This window comes from Firmicutes bacterium HGW-Firmicutes-1 (assembly GCA_002841625.1).
Classification (GTDB): domain Bacteria; phylum Bacillota; class Clostridia; order Lachnospirales; family Vallitaleaceae; genus HGW-1.
The window spans coordinates 389,576-409,838 of record PHAG01000001.1 but is presented as its reverse complement, the minus strand read 5'-3'; the positions used below and the strand labels follow the sequence as shown (position 1 = coordinate 409,838).

At 33.7% G+C, this 20,263-nt stretch carries 21 protein-coding genes; 19 read left to right on the top strand and 2 right to left on the bottom strand.

Translation table 11 applies throughout. The annotated features are described in order from the left end of the window. Positions 1–72: 72 nt before the first annotated feature. The 9 genes from CVU84_01715 to CVU84_01675 all read left to right on the top strand — a co-directional run bounded on the left by CVU84_01715 (position 73) and on the right by CVU84_01675 (position 9,185). Entirely contained in the window at positions 73–774 is a 702-nt protein-coding gene (locus CVU84_01715) for a hypothetical protein (GenBank protein ID PKM96454.1), read from the top strand. Next, positions 743–1,453 (top strand): hypothetical protein, encoded by a 711-nt coding sequence (locus tag CVU84_01710; protein ID PKM96453.1) that lies wholly within the window; start codon positions 743–745, stop codon positions 1,451–1,453. Before CVU84_01715 ends, CVU84_01710 begins: the two co-directional genes overlap by 32 nt. A 197-nt stretch (positions 1,454–1,650) precedes the next feature. Further along, a complete protein-coding gene (locus CVU84_01705) occupies positions 1,651–2,559 on the top strand; it encodes a ribokinase (GenBank protein ID PKM96452.1) in 909 nt (302 codons plus the stop codon). Continuing rightward, complete coding sequence (locus CVU84_01700) at positions 2,528–3,649, top strand: hypothetical protein (GenBank protein PKM96451.1); 1,122 nt, start codon at positions 2,528–2,530, stop codon at positions 3,647–3,649. The genes CVU84_01705 and CVU84_01700 overlap by 32 nt, the downstream gene beginning before the upstream one ends. 321 nt (positions 3,650–3,970) lie before the next feature. Further along, positions 3,971–5,137, top strand: a complete 1,167-nt coding sequence (locus CVU84_01695) for an RbsB protein (GenBank protein PKM96450.1) — start codon at positions 3,971–3,973, stop codon at positions 5,135–5,137. A gap of 98 nt (positions 5,138–5,235) precedes the next feature. Next, positions 5,236–6,735: a sugar ABC transporter ATP-binding protein gene (locus tag CVU84_01690; protein ID PKM96449.1), complete on the top strand. Its 1,500-nt coding sequence runs from the start codon at positions 5,236–5,238 to the stop codon at positions 6,733–6,735. 1 nt (position 6,736) lies between these two features. Further along, entirely contained in the window at positions 6,737–7,729 is a 993-nt protein-coding gene (locus CVU84_01685) for a ribose ABC transporter permease (GenBank protein PKM96448.1), read from the top strand. Positions 7,730–7,742: 13 nt separating this feature from the next. Next, positions 7,743–8,669: a ribokinase gene (rbsK, locus tag CVU84_01680; protein PKM96447.1), complete on the top strand. Its 927-nt coding sequence runs from the start codon at positions 7,743–7,745 to the stop codon at positions 8,667–8,669. A gap of 168 nt (positions 8,670–8,837) precedes the next feature. Beyond that, complete coding sequence (locus tag CVU84_01675) at positions 8,838–9,185, top strand: four-helix bundle copper-binding protein (protein ID PKM96446.1); 348 nt, start codon at positions 8,838–8,840, stop codon at positions 9,183–9,185. Positions 9,186–9,297: 112 nt separating this feature from the next. On the opposite strand, the gene CVU84_01670 is transcribed toward CVU84_01675, so the two are convergent. Continuing rightward, the gene (locus CVU84_01670) at positions 9,298–10,020 is read right to left on the bottom strand and encodes a hypothetical protein (protein PKM96445.1); all 723 of its coding nucleotides are present in this window, start codon (positions 10,018–10,020) and stop codon (positions 9,298–9,300) included. A 79-nt stretch (positions 10,021–10,099) separates the two neighbouring features. Further along, a complete protein-coding gene (locus CVU84_01665; GenBank protein PKM96444.1) occupies positions 10,100–11,545 on the bottom strand; it encodes a hypothetical protein in 1,446 nt (481 codons plus the stop codon). 182 nt (positions 11,546–11,727) lie between these two features. On the opposite strand from CVU84_01665, the gene CVU84_01660 reads away from it, so the two are divergent. The 10 genes from CVU84_01660 to CVU84_01615 all read left to right on the top strand — a co-directional run bounded on the left by CVU84_01660 (position 11,728) and on the right by CVU84_01615 (position 20,199). Further along, complete coding sequence (locus CVU84_01660; GenBank protein PKM96443.1) at positions 11,728–12,180, top strand: hypothetical protein; 453 nt, start codon at positions 11,728–11,730, stop codon at positions 12,178–12,180. Positions 12,181–12,220: 40 nt separating this feature from the next. After that, positions 12,221–13,039: a Ni/Fe hydrogenase gene (locus CVU84_01655; protein ID PKM96512.1), complete on the top strand. Its 819-nt coding sequence runs from the start codon at positions 12,221–12,223 to the stop codon at positions 13,037–13,039. Positions 13,040–13,054: 15 nt separating this feature from the next. Next, complete coding sequence (locus CVU84_01650) at positions 13,055–14,464, top strand: Ni/Fe hydrogenase (GenBank protein PKM96442.1); 1,410 nt, start codon at positions 13,055–13,057, stop codon at positions 14,462–14,464. A gap of 5 nt (positions 14,465–14,469) precedes the next feature. After that, the gene (locus tag CVU84_01645) at positions 14,470–14,913 is read left to right on the top strand and encodes a hypothetical protein (protein PKM96441.1); all 444 of its coding nucleotides are present in this window, start codon (positions 14,470–14,472) and stop codon (positions 14,911–14,913) included. 1 nt (position 14,914) lies between these two features. Further along, the gene (locus CVU84_01640) at positions 14,915–15,181 is read left to right on the top strand and encodes a hypothetical protein (protein ID PKM96440.1); all 267 of its coding nucleotides are present in this window, start codon (positions 14,915–14,917) and stop codon (positions 15,179–15,181) included. Continuing rightward, positions 15,165–17,456 (top strand): carbamoyltransferase HypF, encoded by a 2,292-nt coding sequence (gene hypF, locus CVU84_01635; protein PKM96439.1) that lies wholly within the window; start codon positions 15,165–15,167, stop codon positions 17,454–17,456. The genes CVU84_01640 and hypF overlap by 17 nt, the downstream gene beginning before the upstream one ends. Next, complete coding sequence (gene hypC / locus CVU84_01630) at positions 17,434–17,673, top strand: HypC/HybG/HupF family hydrogenase formation chaperone (protein PKM96438.1); 240 nt, start codon at positions 17,434–17,436, stop codon at positions 17,671–17,673. The genes hypF and hypC overlap by 23 nt, the downstream gene beginning before the upstream one ends. After that, positions 17,630–18,700 (top strand): hydrogenase formation protein HypD, encoded by a 1,071-nt coding sequence (locus CVU84_01625; protein PKM96437.1) that lies wholly within the window; start codon positions 17,630–17,632, stop codon positions 18,698–18,700. Before hypC ends, CVU84_01625 begins: the two co-directional genes overlap by 44 nt. Continuing rightward, on the top strand, positions 18,701–19,702 hold the full coding sequence (gene hypE / locus CVU84_01620; GenBank protein ID PKM96436.1) for a hydrogenase expression/formation protein HypE: 1,002 nt from the start codon (positions 18,701–18,703) through the stop codon (positions 19,700–19,702). Between the two features lie 227 nt (positions 19,703–19,929). After that, positions 19,930–20,199: a hypothetical protein gene (locus CVU84_01615; GenBank protein PKM96435.1), complete on the top strand. Its 270-nt coding sequence runs from the start codon at positions 19,930–19,932 to the stop codon at positions 20,197–20,199. Positions 20,200–20,263: the final 64 nt, after the last annotated feature.

Here is a 20,263-nt window from a genome sequence, read left to right as displayed (position 1 = left end):
TATATTGCTAAGAATGGTAAGTAAATGAATTGATAATGTCTTTTCGCAAACAAAACACGAGGGGAATATCTAATGAAGTCTTGGATTACAAATACGAAGCAAAATAAAATACATCGATTGAAGTGCTTAAGGTGTAATTGTTATATAATCAGTAATGGGGACAACCATGTTCTCGTTGATACTAGTATTAAAATGGAAAAAAGAATTCTGCTTAAAAGTTTATCTTTGCTAAAAATACCTAAGCTAAATGCAATCGTTCTTACACATGTTCATACGGACCATGTTGCAAATGTGGAACAATTGAGAAAACAGTTTCATTGCCCTGTTATAGTTTCAGAAAAAGAATCCTATTATTTAGAGCAAGGTTTTTGTAGTATACCTAAGGGGACAACAAAATTGACTAAAGTATCAACAGATTTTTTGGGAAGAAGAGAAATTACTTTTCAAAGATTTGAAGCGTGTCAGTCTGCATTGAGAATAAATGATAAATTCAGTCTAAAGGAATTTGGTATAGATGCTTTTATTATTAGTACACCAGGTCATACAGAAGGATCTATTAGCATTATAGTTGAGAATAATATTGCTATTGTTGGGGATACGATGGTACGAAAAATAAACGGAAATATTTATCCTCCGTTTGCAAATAGAGCGGATTTACTCAAAGTAACCTGGGAAAGATTACATAAAACTAAATGTAAAATATTTTTACCCTCACATGGTAAAGAAATTACGAGAGATTCGGTTGCATGGAACTATAAGAAACATTTTAAATAGAAAGGTACATTTGCCCCGTTTACCCCTCGGTGAACCTAAATTCTTACCAATTATTGCACCCGTAGTTTTCGACGAATGTGGTATAAATCTTTGTAGAGAAATTACTATTCCTGATGAAATTATTGATGATTTTCCTACAGCTACAGCTGTTGAATTAAAGGTTATCGATATCGATTTTAATTTAGATAAGGAAGAAGGTTCAAAGGTAGAAACGATTGCCAGAAGACCAAACTGTGTAAGAGTTAGACTTGCAAGATTATGCGTTAAATTTATTGCTAAATTCTTAGATCCTAATTGTAGAGTATTAGGAGAAAGATGTTTTTCAGCTGAATATTTACCAGATTCAGATGCACCATCTTTCGATGAAGATACAAATCCTTCATCAGTTACTGTAGAGCTTTATGCACCATACGGCGTATCCTATGTAGAAATCTGTGGCAAATGGAAACCAAGTATTAATTTCTTAGGATTTGTAGAATGCCCTGATAGAAATAATGACTTACGCCAAGGTATTGCTTCTCAAGTATTAGCTAAAGTGATTGACTTAGATTTAATGTCTGGAGTTATGGCAGTTGGCTTATCGATTTACTTGAAATCTGTTTACTTCGTACAATACAAGATTAAACACGCTGGACTATGTATCATAAAAAGACAAAGTAAAGAGAATTGGATTTCATAAATAAAACCTATTATGAGCACTGATACAACAAACGAAATCGTTGTTTGTGTCTAAAACATTGTTACTCGTAACATTGATATCCATTGCTTAACAAACTAAAATAGAATTCAGTAGAACATGTGAATACTGTTTTGCAGAGTAGACACCGTTTTGTTTGGAAATCTAACAGAAGAAATATAGAGGTATATGGAGAAAATATGAAAATAATAAATTTTGGCTCATTGAATATTGACAATGTCTATCGAGTAGACCGATTGGTATTATCGGGTAACACGATTGATAGCAAAGGATATAAAGTGTTTTCTGGTGGAAAAGGGCTTAACCAAAGCGTGGCTTTAAGTAAAGCAGGAGTGTCAGAAGTTTATCATGCAGGAAATATCGGAATGAATGGTGAAATTCTTATGTATACACTACTAGAGCATGGTATAAATACTGATTTTATTAAAAGAAGTAGTTGCAAAACGGGGCATGCTGTTATTCAGGTGGCAGATAATGCGGAGCATACAATTATTGTTCATGGCGGTAGTAATCATAACAATGATATTGAATTTATCGACAAAGTACTTAAAGAATTTCAAGCAGGTGATGTGTTACTACTACAAAATGAAATCAATAATGTTGGTTATATAATTGATGTTGCCTATGAAAAAGGGTTAGTCATTATTTTGAATCCAGCACCAGCAAATGCAAAGATATTAGAATATGATTTATCAAAAATTGATACTTTGATTGTGAATGAATCCGAGCTTTATCAATGTGCCAGAACAAACAATTTAAATGAGGCTATAGAAATTCTAAGACAAAAAGGGATTAATTTATTACTGACTTTAGGGTGTAAAGGTGGCATTTACTATTCAAAAGATAGCAAAGAATATAAATATTTGGCCTATAAAGTGGATGAAGTGGATACTACAGCAATAGGTGATGCCTTTGTTGGCTATTTTGTAGCGGGCATAACTAAGTATAATGACATGACAATGATTCTTGATTTAAGCTCTAGAGCCGCAGCATTAACGGCAACAAAAATGGGTGCATCCAATTCTATTCCTGCATTAGAGGAAGTACTTTCTTTTATTGAAAAAGGAAACGATTTTTATGAAGATTAATCAAGGACAAGCGATTAATATCGTTAATAATTTAAAAGGACTAATCTACAACGATATATTTATCTTAGACTCAGATGGGCTCGCTTTAGCCAGTAATAAAGTGATTATAGATGATAAATACATACAGTATGGGAAAGCTGTTGTAAGAGACAACAAAATCCTAGTCGTGAATGAAGAAAATTTGAATCATAAGTGTATCGTTATACCTGTTAACCTTGATGACGAGTTAGTTGCCATAATTGGATTGTCAGGTGATTTCGAAAATGTAAGTCAATATGGAGAAATTATAGTTAAAGTTACAGAAATTCTATTAAGAGAATCTATTCATTATGAGCGTAAAATCAAAAGCAGAGAAAATAATCGATTTTTAATGAATGAATTGTTTTCAGATACAATAGATCATCATTCTGTAGCTTCTAAAGCCAAATTATTAGGATATGACATCGAGTCCTTTAAGGTCTTATCTATTGTTGAGATTCCATATTCGGATAAAAGACTTATGACATATGAGGATATTGTAGATTGTATAGAAAGTTGCTTGAAGTCAAATGATTTAGTAGGCATATATGAAACGAATATCATTATTCTTTTATCTGATGATGAAACATTAAGTATTAAAAAAAGACTGAAAACAATTAAAGACTACCTTGATAAAAAATTATTTACACCCATAACAATTGGAATATCGAATAGAATTGTATATGTGGGTGATGTGAAAATGGCATATTATCAATCCTTAAAGTTATTACAAATACCTGCAATTAAGTCCTCAGATGGGATTTTTGATTTTGAAGATTATGCTTTGGAACTGGTTTTTTTTGGCATTACGCCTCAAATAAGCAATAGCTTTATTAAGAATATATTTGGCAATTTATCTCGTAAAGAAATGGATGAAATTAGTGAGCTTTTGGAAGTATATATGAATAACAATGGTTCAATAAATCAAACGAGTAAGTTATTATTCATTCACAAAAATACTTTGCAATATAGACTGAACAAAATTAGAGATAAAACAGGTTATAACCCAAGAGATTTGAAACAATTATTTAAATTATATACAGCTTTAACTTTCTACTATCTAAGAGATTAAGTGAATATTTGAACCTCATATAATGATTAAAGTGGAATTCGATGGAGTTCTACTTTTTTTGTTTGAATCTCTTTTTCATTAAAAGGCAATCTTGTATGTAGGAACTGATATAACAAAAAAAACAATTATTTCTTGATTATATTATGTCATTGGTAACATTGTTTTGAAGTGTTAGACTTGTTAAAATTACTTTGAGCAATCAAACTGGGTCGTTCATCTTGTTTCTGCTGTGTAAACAAGAGTTTGACATAAATCAATTCAATCAAGGGGTTGTTTGAAAACGAAAATAGTTTTTCACAAAACCCAAACTAAGAGGAGGATATGGATCTTATGAAAAAAATACTATCTATTTTTATGGCAATGATGTTACTTGTAACAGTTTTTGCGGGGTGTACAAAAAGTGAAACAACTACAGGGGATAAAGTAGAAGAAGCAAATGTTGAACAAGGAGAAACAGAAAAGTCAGTAGATGCCTTACCAGCGGCAGATGTTGCTGAACAAGGATATGATTTTTATGATGGAGCTATGACTTATGGAGACGCGATTGCAAAATTAGGACCAATACCTAAGCCTGATAAAGCATTACAACTTGGTTATGTATGTAAAGCATTTGAAAATGAATTTTGGAGAATGCAAAAAGAAGGTGCAGAACACGTTGTTTCTCAACTTCAAGATATGGGTTATGATATCAAAATTGATGTTAGAGCTGCACAAGGTGAAACTGACGAGCAAGGACAACTTGCAGTATTTAGTGACATGATCAACAAATCTTATGATGGAATATTGGTTTCAGCAATTTCAGCAGGTAACTTAGTTCCAGGAGCTGAAGAAGCAAATGAAAAAGGTATTGAAATGGTTGTTTCTATGGACGCATTTATGCCACAAGTTGAAAGCACAGTTGGAGCTTGGCATTATCAAGCAGGACAACTTGCAGCAGAATATATCAATGAAGCTATTGGAGGTAAAGGGGAAGTTGCAATTATACAAGGTTTACCTAAGGCATCACCAGCAATCACAAGAACTGAAGGATTTAAGAAGTGGTTTGAAGACAACAATCCTGATGTTAAGGTAGTTGCAGTTCAAAATGCAGACTGGGATCGTATGAAAGCAAAAGACACTATGGATATTTGGTTAAAACAATATCCAAACTTAAAAGGTGTATATGCAAACAATGATACGATGGCAATGGGTGCGTTAGAAGCCGTTCGAGCAGTTGATAAGATTGGATCAATAGTTATTGTTGGAACTGATGGAACATCAGAAGCAAAAGATTCTATTGCAAATGGTGAACTTACTGCTACTGTTGACTCTTTCCCATATTATATGGCTCAAATTTCTACAGAAATGTTAATTAGAAAACTTATGGGTCAAGATGTGCCAAAAGTTATCTATTCACCTCAAGTTGTTGTTGACAGTAAGAATGTATCAACAGATGCTTTAGAAATTATGAATTCAGTTGGATGGGATGGACCTAAGTTCGAAGAGTAAATTAAATAACTAATATTTGAGATTACGGCTAAGCCAGTCGTAATCTCAAATATAAATTGCATTTATGAATGAATGATTAAGCAGGGGTGGTAGCCAAAATGAATCATAATGATAACTATATTAGGTTTGAAAATATAACCAAGACTTTTGCTGGACAAAGAGCTGTGAATGATGTTTCCTTTGGAATCAAAAAAGGTGAAATTCACGCAATCATGGGTGAGAATGGTGCAGGAAAATCAACTTTGTTAAATTTATTGCACGGTGTTCATCAGCCTTCCAATGGTAATATTTATATAGACGGTAAAATTACAAAATTTCATAGCATTCATGATGGAATAGTAGCTGGAATTTGCAAAGTACATCAGGAAATAAATGTTGTATCTGAATTAACGGTCATGCAAAACCTTATGTTAGGATCGGAATTAAGCAGTTTTGGGTTTGCAAAAAAGAAAGAAATGATAAAGGAAACAAATGAAATATTGAAACGACTAAAATGTAATTTTTCAGCAATGGATAAGATCGGACCTTTAAGTGCGGGTCATAAGCAAATGTTGCAAATTGCTAGGGCACTTAGGACAAATGCTAAAATCATTTCTTTTGATGAACCAACAGCATCTTTAAGTAACAATGAAGTAGATATTTTGTTTGATATCATGCGAGATTTAAATAATCAAGGTATCACAATTTTGTATATAAGTCATAAATTAGATGAAGTGTTAAAAATTTGTGATAGAGCAACAATATTAAGAGATGGAAAATATATCAATACATATGAAATGAAAGAAACAAGTAAAGAAGAGTTAATCAAAAGCATGGTGGGTCGAGACGTATCTATGTTTGCGAAACGTACGAAACCAAGTTGTGTAAAGCAAGATAAAACAGTGCTTAAGGTCGAAAATTTATCAGGTGAAACTTTTCAGAATATTAGCTTTGATTTAAAGCAATCTGAAATACTAGGCTTTTTTGGGTTAGTTGGAGCTCAGAGAACTGAAGTTATGCGAACAATATTTGGAGCAGACAAAAGGTTCGAAGGAAAGATTTATCGTGGTAATGAACTGATAAACAACAAAACCCCGAATGAAGCTATTGGAAATGGTTTTGCGTTTGTTTCAGAAAATCGTAAAGAGGAAGGGTTTATTAAAGAATTTAGTAATTCAAATAATATAGCTCTGGCATCTTTATCTAAATATATGGAACGAGGGATAGTAAGCAAGAAGCTCAAAAATGAAAATTCAGTTCATCAAGGAAGTTATGTGGGTCTTTATCCGAATGATCCGGATTTTTATACAAACAATCTCTCAGGCGGTAATGCACAAAAGGTTATATTGGCAAAGTGGCTTTCAACTGATGCGGAAATTATCATCTTAGATGAACCAACTAAAGGAATTGATGTAGGTGCAAAAACTGAAATATATAAATTAATGGAAGATATGATTGAAAAAGGAAAGTCAATTATATTAGTTTCCTCTGAGTTAACTGAAGTTATGGGGATGAGTGATAAAATTATAGTAATGAATGAAGGTAGAATGGTTGGAGAACTTGATAAAAGTGATTTCTCAGAAAAAGGCATATTATCAGATGCAATAGGAGGGAATTAGAATGAAGAAGTTTATTAAACGAAATTCGCGAGAGCTTAGCATTGTGATTGCGATTGCTATTATGGGAGTTGTTTTTGGAATAAAAGAGCCTATATATTTATCAGCTGATAATATGAAAGATATTTTTGAGCAATCCATTATATATGGTTTAATGGCACTTGGAATGACTGCTGTTATTATATCAGGAGGAATAGATCTTTCAGTTGGATCTGCACTTGCTCTTATATGTGTTCTGATCTCTAAAGCTGCAGTAGGTGGAATGTCGCCAATCATTGCAATTTTCCTCGCATTAATCATAAGCATTACTTTAGGTTTATTCAATGGCTTGTTGGTCTCAAATTTAAAACTACAACCATTTATTGCTACCTTGGGGACAATGTCCGTTTATCGAGGTTTAGCATACTTGTTATCTGATGGATATCCAGTTCTCAATGTTCCTATTGGATATCGGGGCTTAATAAATGGAGATTTTTTAAACATAATAGATACATCGACAATATTATTTATAGCGTTTGCTTTTTTTATGTATGTCATAATGTCCAAACTCAAACTAGGGACATATATATATGCAATCGGAGGTAACGAAGAAGCAGCTAGACTTTCAGGTATTAAAATTAGTTCTGTGAAAGTTAAAATTTATGCGATTGCGATGATCGGAACAGGAATAGCAGCAATGATACAAGTTGCTCGACTTGGTACTGGAGATCCAACAACAGGACAGGGCTATGAATTGAATGCAATTGCAGCTATTGCAATTGGAGGTACGAGTATGGCTGGGGGGAGAGGTACAATCATTGGTACATTACTTGGTGCTATACTATTTGCAGGCCTTAGAAATGGTCTTATTGTATCAAACGTAGCAACCTTTTGGCAGTATGTTGCAACTGGTGTTGTAATTATTATTGCAGCATATATTGAAGTTATACAAGATAATTTTACTAAAATATTTAAGAAAAAGGGGCTTTCTGATACGCAAGGAGTAGCCGGCCTATAATATATAATTACAAATGTCAGGAGATGATAAAGTGGAATATGTTGTTGTTTGTGGCAGTCTAAACATGGATTTTGTATGTAGGGGACCACGCATACCTGCTCATGGTGAAACAATTCTAGGTTATGACTTTTCAACAAGTATAGGTGGAAAAGGTGGAAATCAGGCAGTAGCCCTTACAAATCTTGGAGTAACTACCTATATGATTGGTTGTCTTGGTAAAGATATGTATGGTGACGAAATTTATGAAGCATTAAAAGAGAAGGGTGTTAACGCTGAAACAGTAAAAAGAGTTGACCAAACAACTGGTACCGCTCATATCATGATCGAAGATAGCGGTGAAAATAATATAGTTGTGATACCTTCTGCTAATATGGTGGTTTCACCTGAGCTAGTGAAAGAGAGTGAGGAATTAATCTCAGGAGCCTGTGTGCTTTTAACACAATTAGAAATTTCATTAGAAACTGTAAAGGAATTTATGTTGTTGGGGAAAAAGTATAATATATTAAATGTACTAAATCCTGCACCAATACCCCCAGAAGGTATTTCAGATGAATTATTAGCGCTTGTAGACATATTAAATCCAAATGAAAGTGAAATGAAGCATTTAACGGGGATAGAAGTATTAGATAAAGAGAGTTTTATCAAAGCAGCTAATATTTTACATGATAAAGGTGTTGCTCAAGTTATATGCACAGTAGGAGCTAATGGAGCTTATTATAGCGATGGTAAAAAGGTATACTTTCAGACTGCATTTAAAGTTAAAGCAGTAGATACTACATGTGCCGGTGATAGTTTTACGGGTGCATTTATTGTAAGACTGTTAGAAGGAGCTGAGGTACCTGATGCATTAGAGTTTGCTGCCAAAGTAGCGTCTCTAACGGTTATGAAACCAGGCGCTCAAGATTCAATTCCTAAAAGAAAAGAAGTAGATGCAATATAATAAAGAGTCAATAAAAAACGCGATTAAATATACTATTTAGTCGTGTTTTTTATATGTTACAGTATATTTACATATATGCAATCTAAGCAAGTACAACAACAAGAATAAAAAAAGAGCTATTAACAAATAATATGTTTGTTGAAAAGTTGTTTAATAAAGGAGGCCAATATGGGTATTGTAACAAATGCAACAGATAAGATGCAAGCATGTATAGATGCTTGTGCGAAGTGTACGCAGGCATGCTATGAGTGTTTTACTGCTTGTTTAAACGAACCAGATTTAAATGCAAGAAAAAATTGCGTAAGTGTGTTAGTTGAATGTGCCATGATGTGCCAAATGTCAGTAGCAATGATGTCAATGAGTGGTCAATTTTCCAAAGATCATTGCGGATTATGTGCTAAGATATGTGAAAAGTGTGCACAAGAATGTACTATGTTTAAGGATGCTCATTGTCAAAAATGTGCAGAAATTTGCCGTATGTGTGCAGAGGAATGCAAAAAAATGATTGCTATGTAATTATATTTTAAAGAGGTCAATAGGACGTCTTTAAATATAAACAAATAGAGTAAGCATGTGCATGCCGCTAAATGCTTACTCTAGCATTGTAAAAAGAACATAATATTCAGATTTATTCAATTCCATATTTCCCATGATATTCTTGGGCTTGCGGCTGTTTGGTAGATACGTATAGGTTTCCAGAGGAATCAAGTCCAGCATAAAAAATTTGCTCTATGCTATCAATTCCTTGATTCGATAATTGAGCATTTAGCCATGTTTCATCCAATTTGACAGATTTTAAATTTTCACAAAGAACTTTTCCATCCATAACCAAGTCCTTTGTCAAGCCTTTATAAGTCGTAGATAAATTTAAGTCTGAAGGTGTTAATGGTGCTTTTTGAGATTTTGGTAAAACAGACAGGTGCCCATCATTTTCGATAATAGCAAACTCTACGTCAGCATAATTAAATACATTCTTTTGTCTCAAAAGACTAGTTAGTTCACTCATAGTAAAGCGTACTTTTTTTAAGTTCTTATCAATTATTCTTCCATTTTCTATAGCAGTCACAGGCTCGCTATTGGTTAACTTACTGATCCAAATATTTTTTATATGCAAGTATCCTGTTAGGATAGCAAGGGCGCCAAGTGTTAAAAGAGAAGTTACAGCAGATGCGGTTGTACTATTGGGTCCCATTGAAAGGTTAGCAGTTACTGACCCTAACGTTATAATTACTGAAAAATCAAAAAAAGTCATCTGAGAGAGACCTTTTCTCCCCATCAATCTAGTAACACCTAACAGTAGAAGGTAAGCAATGGTAGCTCTAAAAATAGAATTAATAATAATCTGATACATAAGAGCGCCTCCTTAGTTTATCTAATACAGTTTATCCAAAGTAGATAGTAGTTATTGTAGTAAATTATGTCGTTCAAAACTATATATAATAATAGAGATTGATATTTTTTTTAAACAAATCAACTTCGATTTTTTCGATAAATTTCCGTGCGGCTTTGTGCTTATCGTTTTCAGTAACGTTCTCATGTGTAAGGAGTGCTTTGAAATTTTCAATTTGAATTGTTTTAAGAATTTCTGCATTCTTGTTTTTAGACGCTTTTTCAATAAGTGCAAATATTTCAGCTTCTTCTTGTAAAATATTATCTTTGTTTTTTTTGTATTCTTCTAATGAATCTATTTCTCCAATATACGACTTATAGATTAATTCGTTTTGTCGTTTTAATTTAGCCAATTTTTTGTTAAGTATATTGAGTTCGTTTATATCATTAGAAGATTTGATCATCGTGATATTGATGTGATCAATGCGCAAATCTACATTAAGTTTCTCAAGAATAATGGCATTTAACTTAATTGCGGAATAGGTATTGTTCATGTTGCAGCCACCTTGATACGCTTTATCACATCTGAAATAATTATATCTAACTCCCTTACGATTTACATGCAGAATTCGAAGAGTAGAACCACAATGTTTGCAGGTAACAAGCTTTTGCATCCAAGATTTTACTTGATCGGAATGAGTGTCAGTTCGATTCATTACATAATTGTTTTTGAGGATTGTTTGTGCCTTTTCAAAAATATCATCAGTTATAGCTGGTTTATGAGCTGATTTAATTAGGATCCATGCGGATTTAGGGTTAATGATATTTGTTTTAGGAGCTCTGTAGTTATATCTAGTATATCCCATATATACATGATTTCGTAGCAAGTAACGTAATGGCTGTTTAGTCCAGAGTTTTCCGTTTTTTGTCTTAATATCATGAGTATTCAAATATCTAGCAATTTCTAATAATGACGAACCCGAAACAAACATTTCGAATATTTTCTGAACAGCAGGAAACTCGGTTGGATGGGGTAGTAGATTTTTATCTTTTAATATATATCCAAAAGGAAGATTACCAATATGCTCACCACGGCTGGCTTTCTCAAACATCCCTTTTTTAACTTCATCAGATAAATTCAAGCTATAATATTCAGCCATTGCTTCTAGCATAGACTCTAAAATAATTGAGAATTTGTCATCTTCTAGGGTCTCTGTAATACTAATAACCTTAACATTACAATCTTTACGAAGTAGGGATTTATACACAACACTATCTTCACGGTTACGAGCAAACCGATCAAATTTGTGAACAAGAATTACATCAAAAGGTCTTGGCCTTTTCTTAGCTGTAGCAATCATATGCATAAATGCTGGACGTTTTTCGGCTTGTCTTCCAGAAAGACCTTCATCTACAAAGATATATTGTTCATCTACAAATAAATGATTATCATCGGCATATTTTAACAATGATTTTTTCTGTGCATCAGGACTATATTCAACTTGGTCATCTGTTGAAACTCTAATATACAGTGCGGCTGTTTGCATATAATGACAACCTTTGTGTTTGTGGTATACCTACTATTATGATTTATAAATAATGCACATGCCATGTTAGCATTAAAATTTGTATTCAGGTTTAAACCCATGCAGAGATTTTATACTGTGTTTTCATAGAATAAATGGTTCAATCATATAAATATATAAGCTTTAGAGAAGGAGAATGAAAGATGAGCATTAATAATAATGATCATTTAGAAATTCAAGATATTAAAAATAGGATTAAATATTACAGGCACCAACAGATGATGGCATTAGATATATTACATAAAATGTATTTGGAAGATTTGATTTATGATGAGTTATATCGATTAGATCAATTTCTTTATCATATTTCACAAAATACAAATAGAAATGATTTGAGAGAAGTGAAGGTTAAGCAACAACAGCAAGAATTTACATTGGATGAACTGGCACAATATGATGGCAGTAATGGAAAACCTACGTATGTTGCTGTGAGTGATGTTATTTATGATGTCAGTTTAGAGGCTACATGGGGTGGAGGATCTCATTTTAGTTTGTTAGGAGGAAAAGACTTGACCAGTAGTTTTAATAGTTGTCATGATACACAACAAATATTAGAAAAATTACCGATTGTTGGGGTGTTAAAGAAAGGTGAATAAATGTCCAATTAATGATTCGAAGCAAAGTATAGCTAAGCAAATGATGGTAGTAGCAGTTGAAGATATGAATAAACATCCCTATAAAAAAATGAATCTGATTTGGTTGGAGACGAATGGTTGTTCAGGAAACATCATATCCTTACTAAATGGCAATAATCCTGATTTTCTATATTTAATCACACATATGGTTCGGTTTCAATATAGCAACAGTTTGATGGCTGCTGAAGGTGAAAGGGCATATGAACAGTTTCTAAAAACTTTAGAAACAGATTTTATACTTATTGTGGAAGGTGCTATTTCTACTAAAAATGAAGGACTGTATAATGTAATTGGAAGTTATAAAGGTAATTATATAACGGGAATGGAAGCAGTAAAAAGAGCAGGAGAAAAAGCAAAATACATTTTAGCAGTAGGCACCTGTGCAAGCTATGGGGGAATTTCGGCTGCAAGCCCAAATCCCTCTCAATGCATGAGTGTTGTTAATTTTCTAAATAAAGAAGTGATTCAGTTACCAGGATGTCCAGGTCATCCGGAGTGGATTATGGGAACGATTGCGCATCTAATCTCGTTTGGTATTCCAGAGCTTGATGAAGAAGGTAGACCAATTATTTTTTACAATGTTACCATACATGATCACTGCCCAAGAAGGTCCTATTTCGATCAGCACATTTTTGCTACAAAGTTAGGGGAATTGGAATGCATGTTTAAGCTAGGATGTAGGGGACCTATTACAAAAGCAGATTGTCCGATACGAAGATGGAATGATACTGACAATTGGCCGATAGGAGACAATACCCCGTGTATTGGTTGTGCACACAAAGGTTTCCCAGATGGTATGGAACCATTTATACGATATTAAAGAAGGAGAGGAAGAATGGGGAAGAAGATTATCATCAACCCAGTTACAAGAATAAGTGGATTTTTGGAGATTGAAGTAGAAGTGGAAAATCATAAAGTGGTGGATGCCAAAAGTAGTGGAATGATGTTTAGGGGTTTTGAACAAATGTTAAAAGGAAGACCACCCTTAGATGCTATTTATTTTACCCAAAGGATTTGTGGTATTTGTTCCACAGCTCACAGCATGTGTTCAACCTTAGCGTTAGAAAATGCTTTGAAAATAACACCTTCTGAAAACGATAGAATGATTCGAGATTTTATTCATGGTTGTGAATTTTTGCAAAATCATATACGGCACTTTTTTCAATACACACTACCTGATTTTGTTCAAGGTCCGGATATTCCACCATTACTAGAGGAATCGCATCAAGATTTTCGACTACCACCGAAGGTTAATCAGAGATTAGCAAAAAACTACATAGATGCTCTTGAGTATGGAAGACTGGCTCACAAAATGCTTGCTGTATTGGGCGGAAAAGCACCTCATAATCATGGGATCTTCGTAGGTGGCGTCACGGTAAATATGGATACATCTAAATGGATTGAAGTAAGGTCTTTATTAGCGAAACTAAAAAGTTTTGTCGAAACAATTATGGTAGAATCTGTATATCAAATTTCTAAATATTATCCAGATTATTTTCATAATGGTAGAGGTTATGGCAATTTAATGAGTTATGGATGTTATGATACCTATAAAGAACCTGAAATCACTTACTTACAACCTAAACTGCAAATAAATAATCAGATAAATATGTTTGGCAGTGAAAATATTACTGAAAGCATCCGTTATGCCTGGTATCAAGGGAATGATGAAACAATGGTGCCAAGGGATGAAATCACCAAAGATGACCGAATGAAAGAGGGAGCTTATTCATGGATTAAGGCACCAAGATATACTGGAAGTCCCATGGAAGTAGGTCCACTTGCAAGAATGTGGCTTAGTGGGTTGTATAGAGAAGGTTTATCAACAATGAATAGGACCATAGCAAGAGTTCTCGAAGCTGGAAAGATTATTCGAATTTTAGAAGGATTATTAGAACGAATACAACTGATACCCAGCAATCAAAGAGTATATGAAATTCCTAAGTATACAGATCGAGTAGGTTTCATTGATACAACCCGAGGGGCATTAGCACATTGGATAGCAATCGAAGATCAAAGGATATTTCATTACGAAATTATTACACCTAGTTCTTGGAATTTATCTCCAATGGACTCAAAAGGTGAAAAAGGAGTGGTTGAACAAGCATTAATTGGAACCGAGCTTGAAGATGTGAATTCACCAGTAGAAATTGGAAGGATTGTGCGTTCCTTTGACCCTTGTGTTTCCTGTGCTACACATGTAATTCATTCAGGAATTAAGTCTAACAAAGTGAGGGTTGTATAGAACAAATGAAAGTGATAGGGATTGGAAATAGAATTATGACAGATGACGGAATTGGTGTATTGGTTGCTGAGGGATTAAAGGATTACATGGAAGAATATGATATAGAGATTATGATAGGAGAAACCGATGTTGAAACCTGTTTAAATCAAATTAGAGATGAGGATTTTTTAGTTATTATAGATGCAACCTTATTTGACCTTGCACCGGGTACTATAACAAATCGAGAATTAAGCTCGATTAAATCAAATTATAAATCGTATTCACAACATGACATTAGTTTGATAGATCTTTTATATAGATATGGGAAAAAGAATAAGGGGTATTTTATTGGTATTGAAGCGGGTGAAATTGGTTTTGGAATTGATTTAAGCATAGAGTTACAATCAAAATTTTGCAGTATCTTAGAAGAAGTTAAAAATCTAATTAAAGATATTTTGGAGGAAGGATAAGATGCATGATACTTTTTTGTTTGAGAATATCAAAAAAGAAGTTTTTGCTATTTGTGAAAAAATTGAAATTAAAAAGTTAACGAAGATGAATGTCAGCGTATATGAAGATAGTCACGTGAATGAAGAAACTCTGTATCATTGCTTAAAGGAAACAAATAACCCTTTGATAGGACAATGGACAAAGGTTGAAGTAGAATATAACAACCCAGAAAGGTTAACCGCGATCATTAATCAGGTAGAGGGAGAATCGTTTGAAACGAGCATATGAACTACAGGTTTATGGCGTTGTACAAGGTGTGGGTTTTCGGCCTTTTATATATCAACAAGCAGAAAGATATGGGCTATATGGTTGGGTGAAAAATGAAGGGGGATCCGTACATATACATATAGAGGGAATAAAAGATCTAATAAAATCTTTTATACTTATTTTGTTTAGAAATCCCCCTCCACTTGCACAAATCCAAGAAGTTAAGATTCAAAAAGGAGTTGTGAAAAATCATACTAACTTTACAATCAAAATCAGCAGTCATAACCGTACAGCTAAAAAATTTCTTCCAGTAGATGCAGCCATATGTGATAAATGTATTGAAGAAATAAAAGACAATACATCAAATCGTTATCATTATGCTTTTACCAATTGTACATCCTGTGGACCAAGATATTCTATTCTAGAAGAGTTACCTTATGATCGAAAGTTTACTACGATGCAACAATTTACAATGTGTTTAAGTTGTACAAAGGAGTATGAAGATCCTACAAGTAGACGATTTCACGCCCAACCAAACTGTTGTATTCATTGTGGACCAGAACTTTTCTTATGTGATGGTGATGGAATAGAATTTCCTAGCAATCATACGATTAAAAAAACGGTGGAATTAATTCGGAAGGGTCATATTATTGCGATCAAGGGACTAGGGGGATTTCATTTATGCTGTGATGCTTTGAATCAAATGGCAATTGAGAAGTTAAGGGAACGTAAACATAGACCTCATAAACCATTTGCAATCATGGCAAAAGATATAAATGCCATAAAACAAATATGTGATGTTACGATTGAAGAAGAAAACATAATCAAAGGTAGTCGAAAGCCAATCGTGTTACTAAATAAAATGAAAGCTAATATTTTATGCGCCGAAGTAGCACCTCGATTAAATGAAATTGGTGTGATGCTTCCATATACTCCTTTGCATTTTTTATTGTTTGAAGAAGACATTTCTTACATCGTTATGACCAGTGGGAATAGTAATCAAAACCCTATTTGTTATACCAATCAAGATGCAATACATAACTTGAATAACATTGCAGATTATTTTCTGATGCATAACCGAGATATCTATGTACCCATTGACGATTCTGTTGTGAAAATAGTCAATCATAAAGAGAAAGTAAGTAGATTAGCAAGAGGATATGCGCCCCGATTTTTTAAGGGAGTAGATGATGGAATTCAACATAACATATTGGGAGTGGGAGCAGAACAGAAAAATACCTTCTCTATTTTTCAAAATGGTTATATTCATACAAGTCCATATATTGGAGACTTAGAGGAGATGGATACCTATCTTTTATATAAGGATCAGATACAACATTTTGAAAAGATTCTTCAATTTTCGCCTACTGTAATCGCACATGATTATCATCCGGATTATACGACCACGAAATATGCTATAGCGCATACTGTCCAGCAAATTTCAGTACAGCATCACCATGCCCATATGGTTAGTTGTATGGTTGAACACAAATTAAATGAAGCTGTAATAGGTGTGATTTATGATGGAACAGGGTATGGTCTTGATGATACTATATGGGGAGGGGAATTTTTCATAGGTACAAGAGGTAAATTAAAACGGGTAGGACATCTTCAATATGCAACACTTCAAGGAGGCGCATTGGTAATTAAAGAAATTTGGCGAAGTGCTGTAGGTTTTTTGTGGAGTATAGGAATTGATGCCTCTAGGGTAATCAAGGGTATAGATGAATATGTGATCCAACAAATTCAAAAGGCATTAGATGCAAATCTAAATTGTTATAAAACCTCTAGCATTGGAAGATTATTTGATTGTGTAGCAGCATTAATTGGAATGCGATTGGAGATTACTTATGATGCTCAAGGAGCTATTGAATTAGAAGCTACGATAGTTAAAAACATAGATGAAGCATATTACTTTGAAATTGATGTTAAAGAGCCTTGCTTTCAAATTAAATATGAATTTATTTTATTAGGAATCATTGAAGATTTAAAAAATGACATTTCAATTTCGGTGATAGCTACTAAATTTCATAATACGCTTATTGAATTTACAATTGCAGGCGTTTGTAGTACTGCTGAAAAATATAATATTCAGGATGTGGTAATCAGTGGTGGTGTATTTGAAAACGCATATTTACTTGAGAAAATAACTTCGAAATTACAAGAAGAGGGGTTTCGCGTATTTCATAATGAGCAAATACCTATCAATGACAGTGGTATTTCAGTTGGTCAGGTGGCAGTGGCACAGGCTCAATTATTGGGGGAGGCATTCAATGTGTTTAGCAATTCCAGGTAAAATTGTAACAATAGATGAGGTTAATGCTACAGCAGAAACCATGGGAATAAGTCATATTATTAATATTCAATTAATAGAGGAGCTAATCATAGGAGACTACGTTTTAATCCATGCTGGATTTGCTATTGAAAAGATTCAGAAAGCATATTATACATTTTTGGAGGAACAGTATAATGAATATCTCAATTTTGCAGAAAATCATTCAAGAGATCAATAGAGATATCACAATTGACATACGTATTATGGAAGTTTGCGGCACCCATACACAGGCAATTATGCAGCACGGAATCTCAACGGTATTTAATCCGAAGTTAAGATTATTATCAGGTCCGGGTTGTCCTGTTTGTGTAACTGATGAACAGGATATTGACGGTATAATTGATCTTATTTATAAAGAGGATGTCTTATTGGTAACTTTTGGAGATATGATGCGAGTACCTGGAAAGGAAGAAACCTTTAGTCATGTAAAGGAAAAAGGTAAGAAGGTAAAAATTGTATATTCACCTATGGAGGCCATCGCTCTAGCCGAGAGTTATAAAGAGGAGAAAATTGTTTTTTTGGGAATCGGCTTTGAGACTACAGCACCATTAATTGCAGCTACTATTAAAACAGCAAAGCAAAAGAACGTTCAAAATTTATTTTTTTATATTGCCTTAAAACGAATGGAACCTATACTACGGTATATTTTAAAAGATCCGAAGAATAAACCACATGGTATTATTTGCCCAGGACATGTTGCAGCAATAAAAGGAGCCCAATACTTTAACTTTATTGTAGAAGAGTATGAGGTGCCAGCTGTTGTTTGTGGATTTGGAGCGGAGGATATTGTTATGGGTATTTATTGCTTGGTAAAGCAGATAAAAAAAGAATACCCTCTAAAATTAGAGAATTTATATAGGAGATGTGTAAGAAGCGAGGGAAATAAATATGCAAATGATTTGTTATTGGAAGTATTTACTTATGAAGATTCAGAATGGAGAGGTATTGGTATAGTTCCAAATTCGGGGTTCAAATTAAAGAACGAATATGAAGAGTTCGATGCAGTAAGAGCTTTTTCAATGGCTATAAAAAATAAAGTAGAAAAAACATTATGTCAGTGTAGTGATATCCTATTAGGAAGAAAGTGGCCTAATGAGTGCCCATATTTTAAAAATGAATGTACACCTCTAACACCAAGGGGACCTTGTATGGTTTCAAGAGAAGGTGCTTGTTTCAACTATTATTCTTATGGAGGAGGAGTTTAATTGTCAGATAAAGTTCATGTAAAACATGGAGATGGTGGAAAGTATACGAATCAATTAATAAAAGACATGTTTTACGATGTTTTAAAGACCCCACTGGAGGAACAAGGAAAGGATTCAGCAGTTCTTGAACTACCTTTTCAAAAGATTGCATATACAACAGATAGTTTTGTAGTGAAACCAATTTTTTTTAAGGGGGGAAACATTGGCAAGCTGGCTGTTTGCGGGACATTAAATGATCTTGCAGTATCAGGAGCAAAACCTCTTTATATGAGCCTGGCAATGATAATTGAAGAAGGTTTTGATATAGAAATGTTGAAAAAGATTGTAAAATCGATAGAGGAAACTTGTGTTTCACAGGGGGTTAAAATTGTAACAGGAGATACAAAGGTAGTTGAGAGGGGGAGTGCAGATGAAATTTTTATTAATACATCGGGTATTGGATCAATAATTAATGACTATAGTGAAAAGTTAATTCAGCCAGGAGACGAGGTTATCATTACTGGGGGCATTGGAGAACATGGTGCAGCCATTGCTTTAGACCGCTATGATCTGAATATTGATGGAAATATTAAAAGCGACTGTGCTCCTGTATTTCCCATGATCAAGAGAATTGAAGATTCTTTTGAGGTTATTAAATTAATGAAGGACCCCACTCGAGGTGGAATTGCATCCGTATTAAATGAAATTGCACAAAAAAATAAAGTGGGCATTGAACTGATTGAAGAAAATATCCCTATATCTAATGAAGTAAATGGGATTGCTAAGTTACTGGGGTTTGATCCATTATATCTGGCTTGTGAAGGTAGAATTCTTTTGGTTGTTCAAGAAGGAAGAGGAGAGAATATTGTCAGGAAGATCAGAGCGGCAGATACGGGAAGAGAAGCAAAACTCATTGGAAAGATAACGAAAAATGATGAAGGTTTGGTATTTATGAAAACAAGAATTGGTGGTAAAAGAATGATTTATATGTTAGAAGCACCTATGTTACCAAGGATATGTTGAAAAAATAAATTATAAAAGAAAGAATCATTCAATAAAATAAGCCGAGGTGATGCAGTTGAATATTACAATAGGAAAAGATTCATGGACAGTAAAATCCTTTGTAACCATCAGAGATACAGATGAATGTTATAATTTTGATGAACTAACAGAAGAGAATAAAGAAAAATACGCACAGTTATTTAATGAAATAGTAATCAATTGTTTGGGGTATAAAAAAGCTGAATAGATTGTTGCTTTGTCTTTTCGAAATACATACTGGACTATGCGTACCACCTAAATGTATTGCAATTGAAGAAGCTGCTGATCTATGTAAAGAATTCGTAGAAGGTGACTTGTTAGAACAAAGTATTCAACCTTTAGAAGTCTGTGCTAGACCAAAAACGATCGATCCATGTGACTTTGATCCAGTTGAAGATCCAACCCCAACAGAAGCTGCGGAAGAAGAAAGAGACAATGATCATGATCATAAAAGAAAAAACCCTTTTAGATTCTCATAATTTGATATAACGATTGCTTTTGCAATAACAAAAAGGGCCCCGGTTTACATGAAACCGAGGCCCC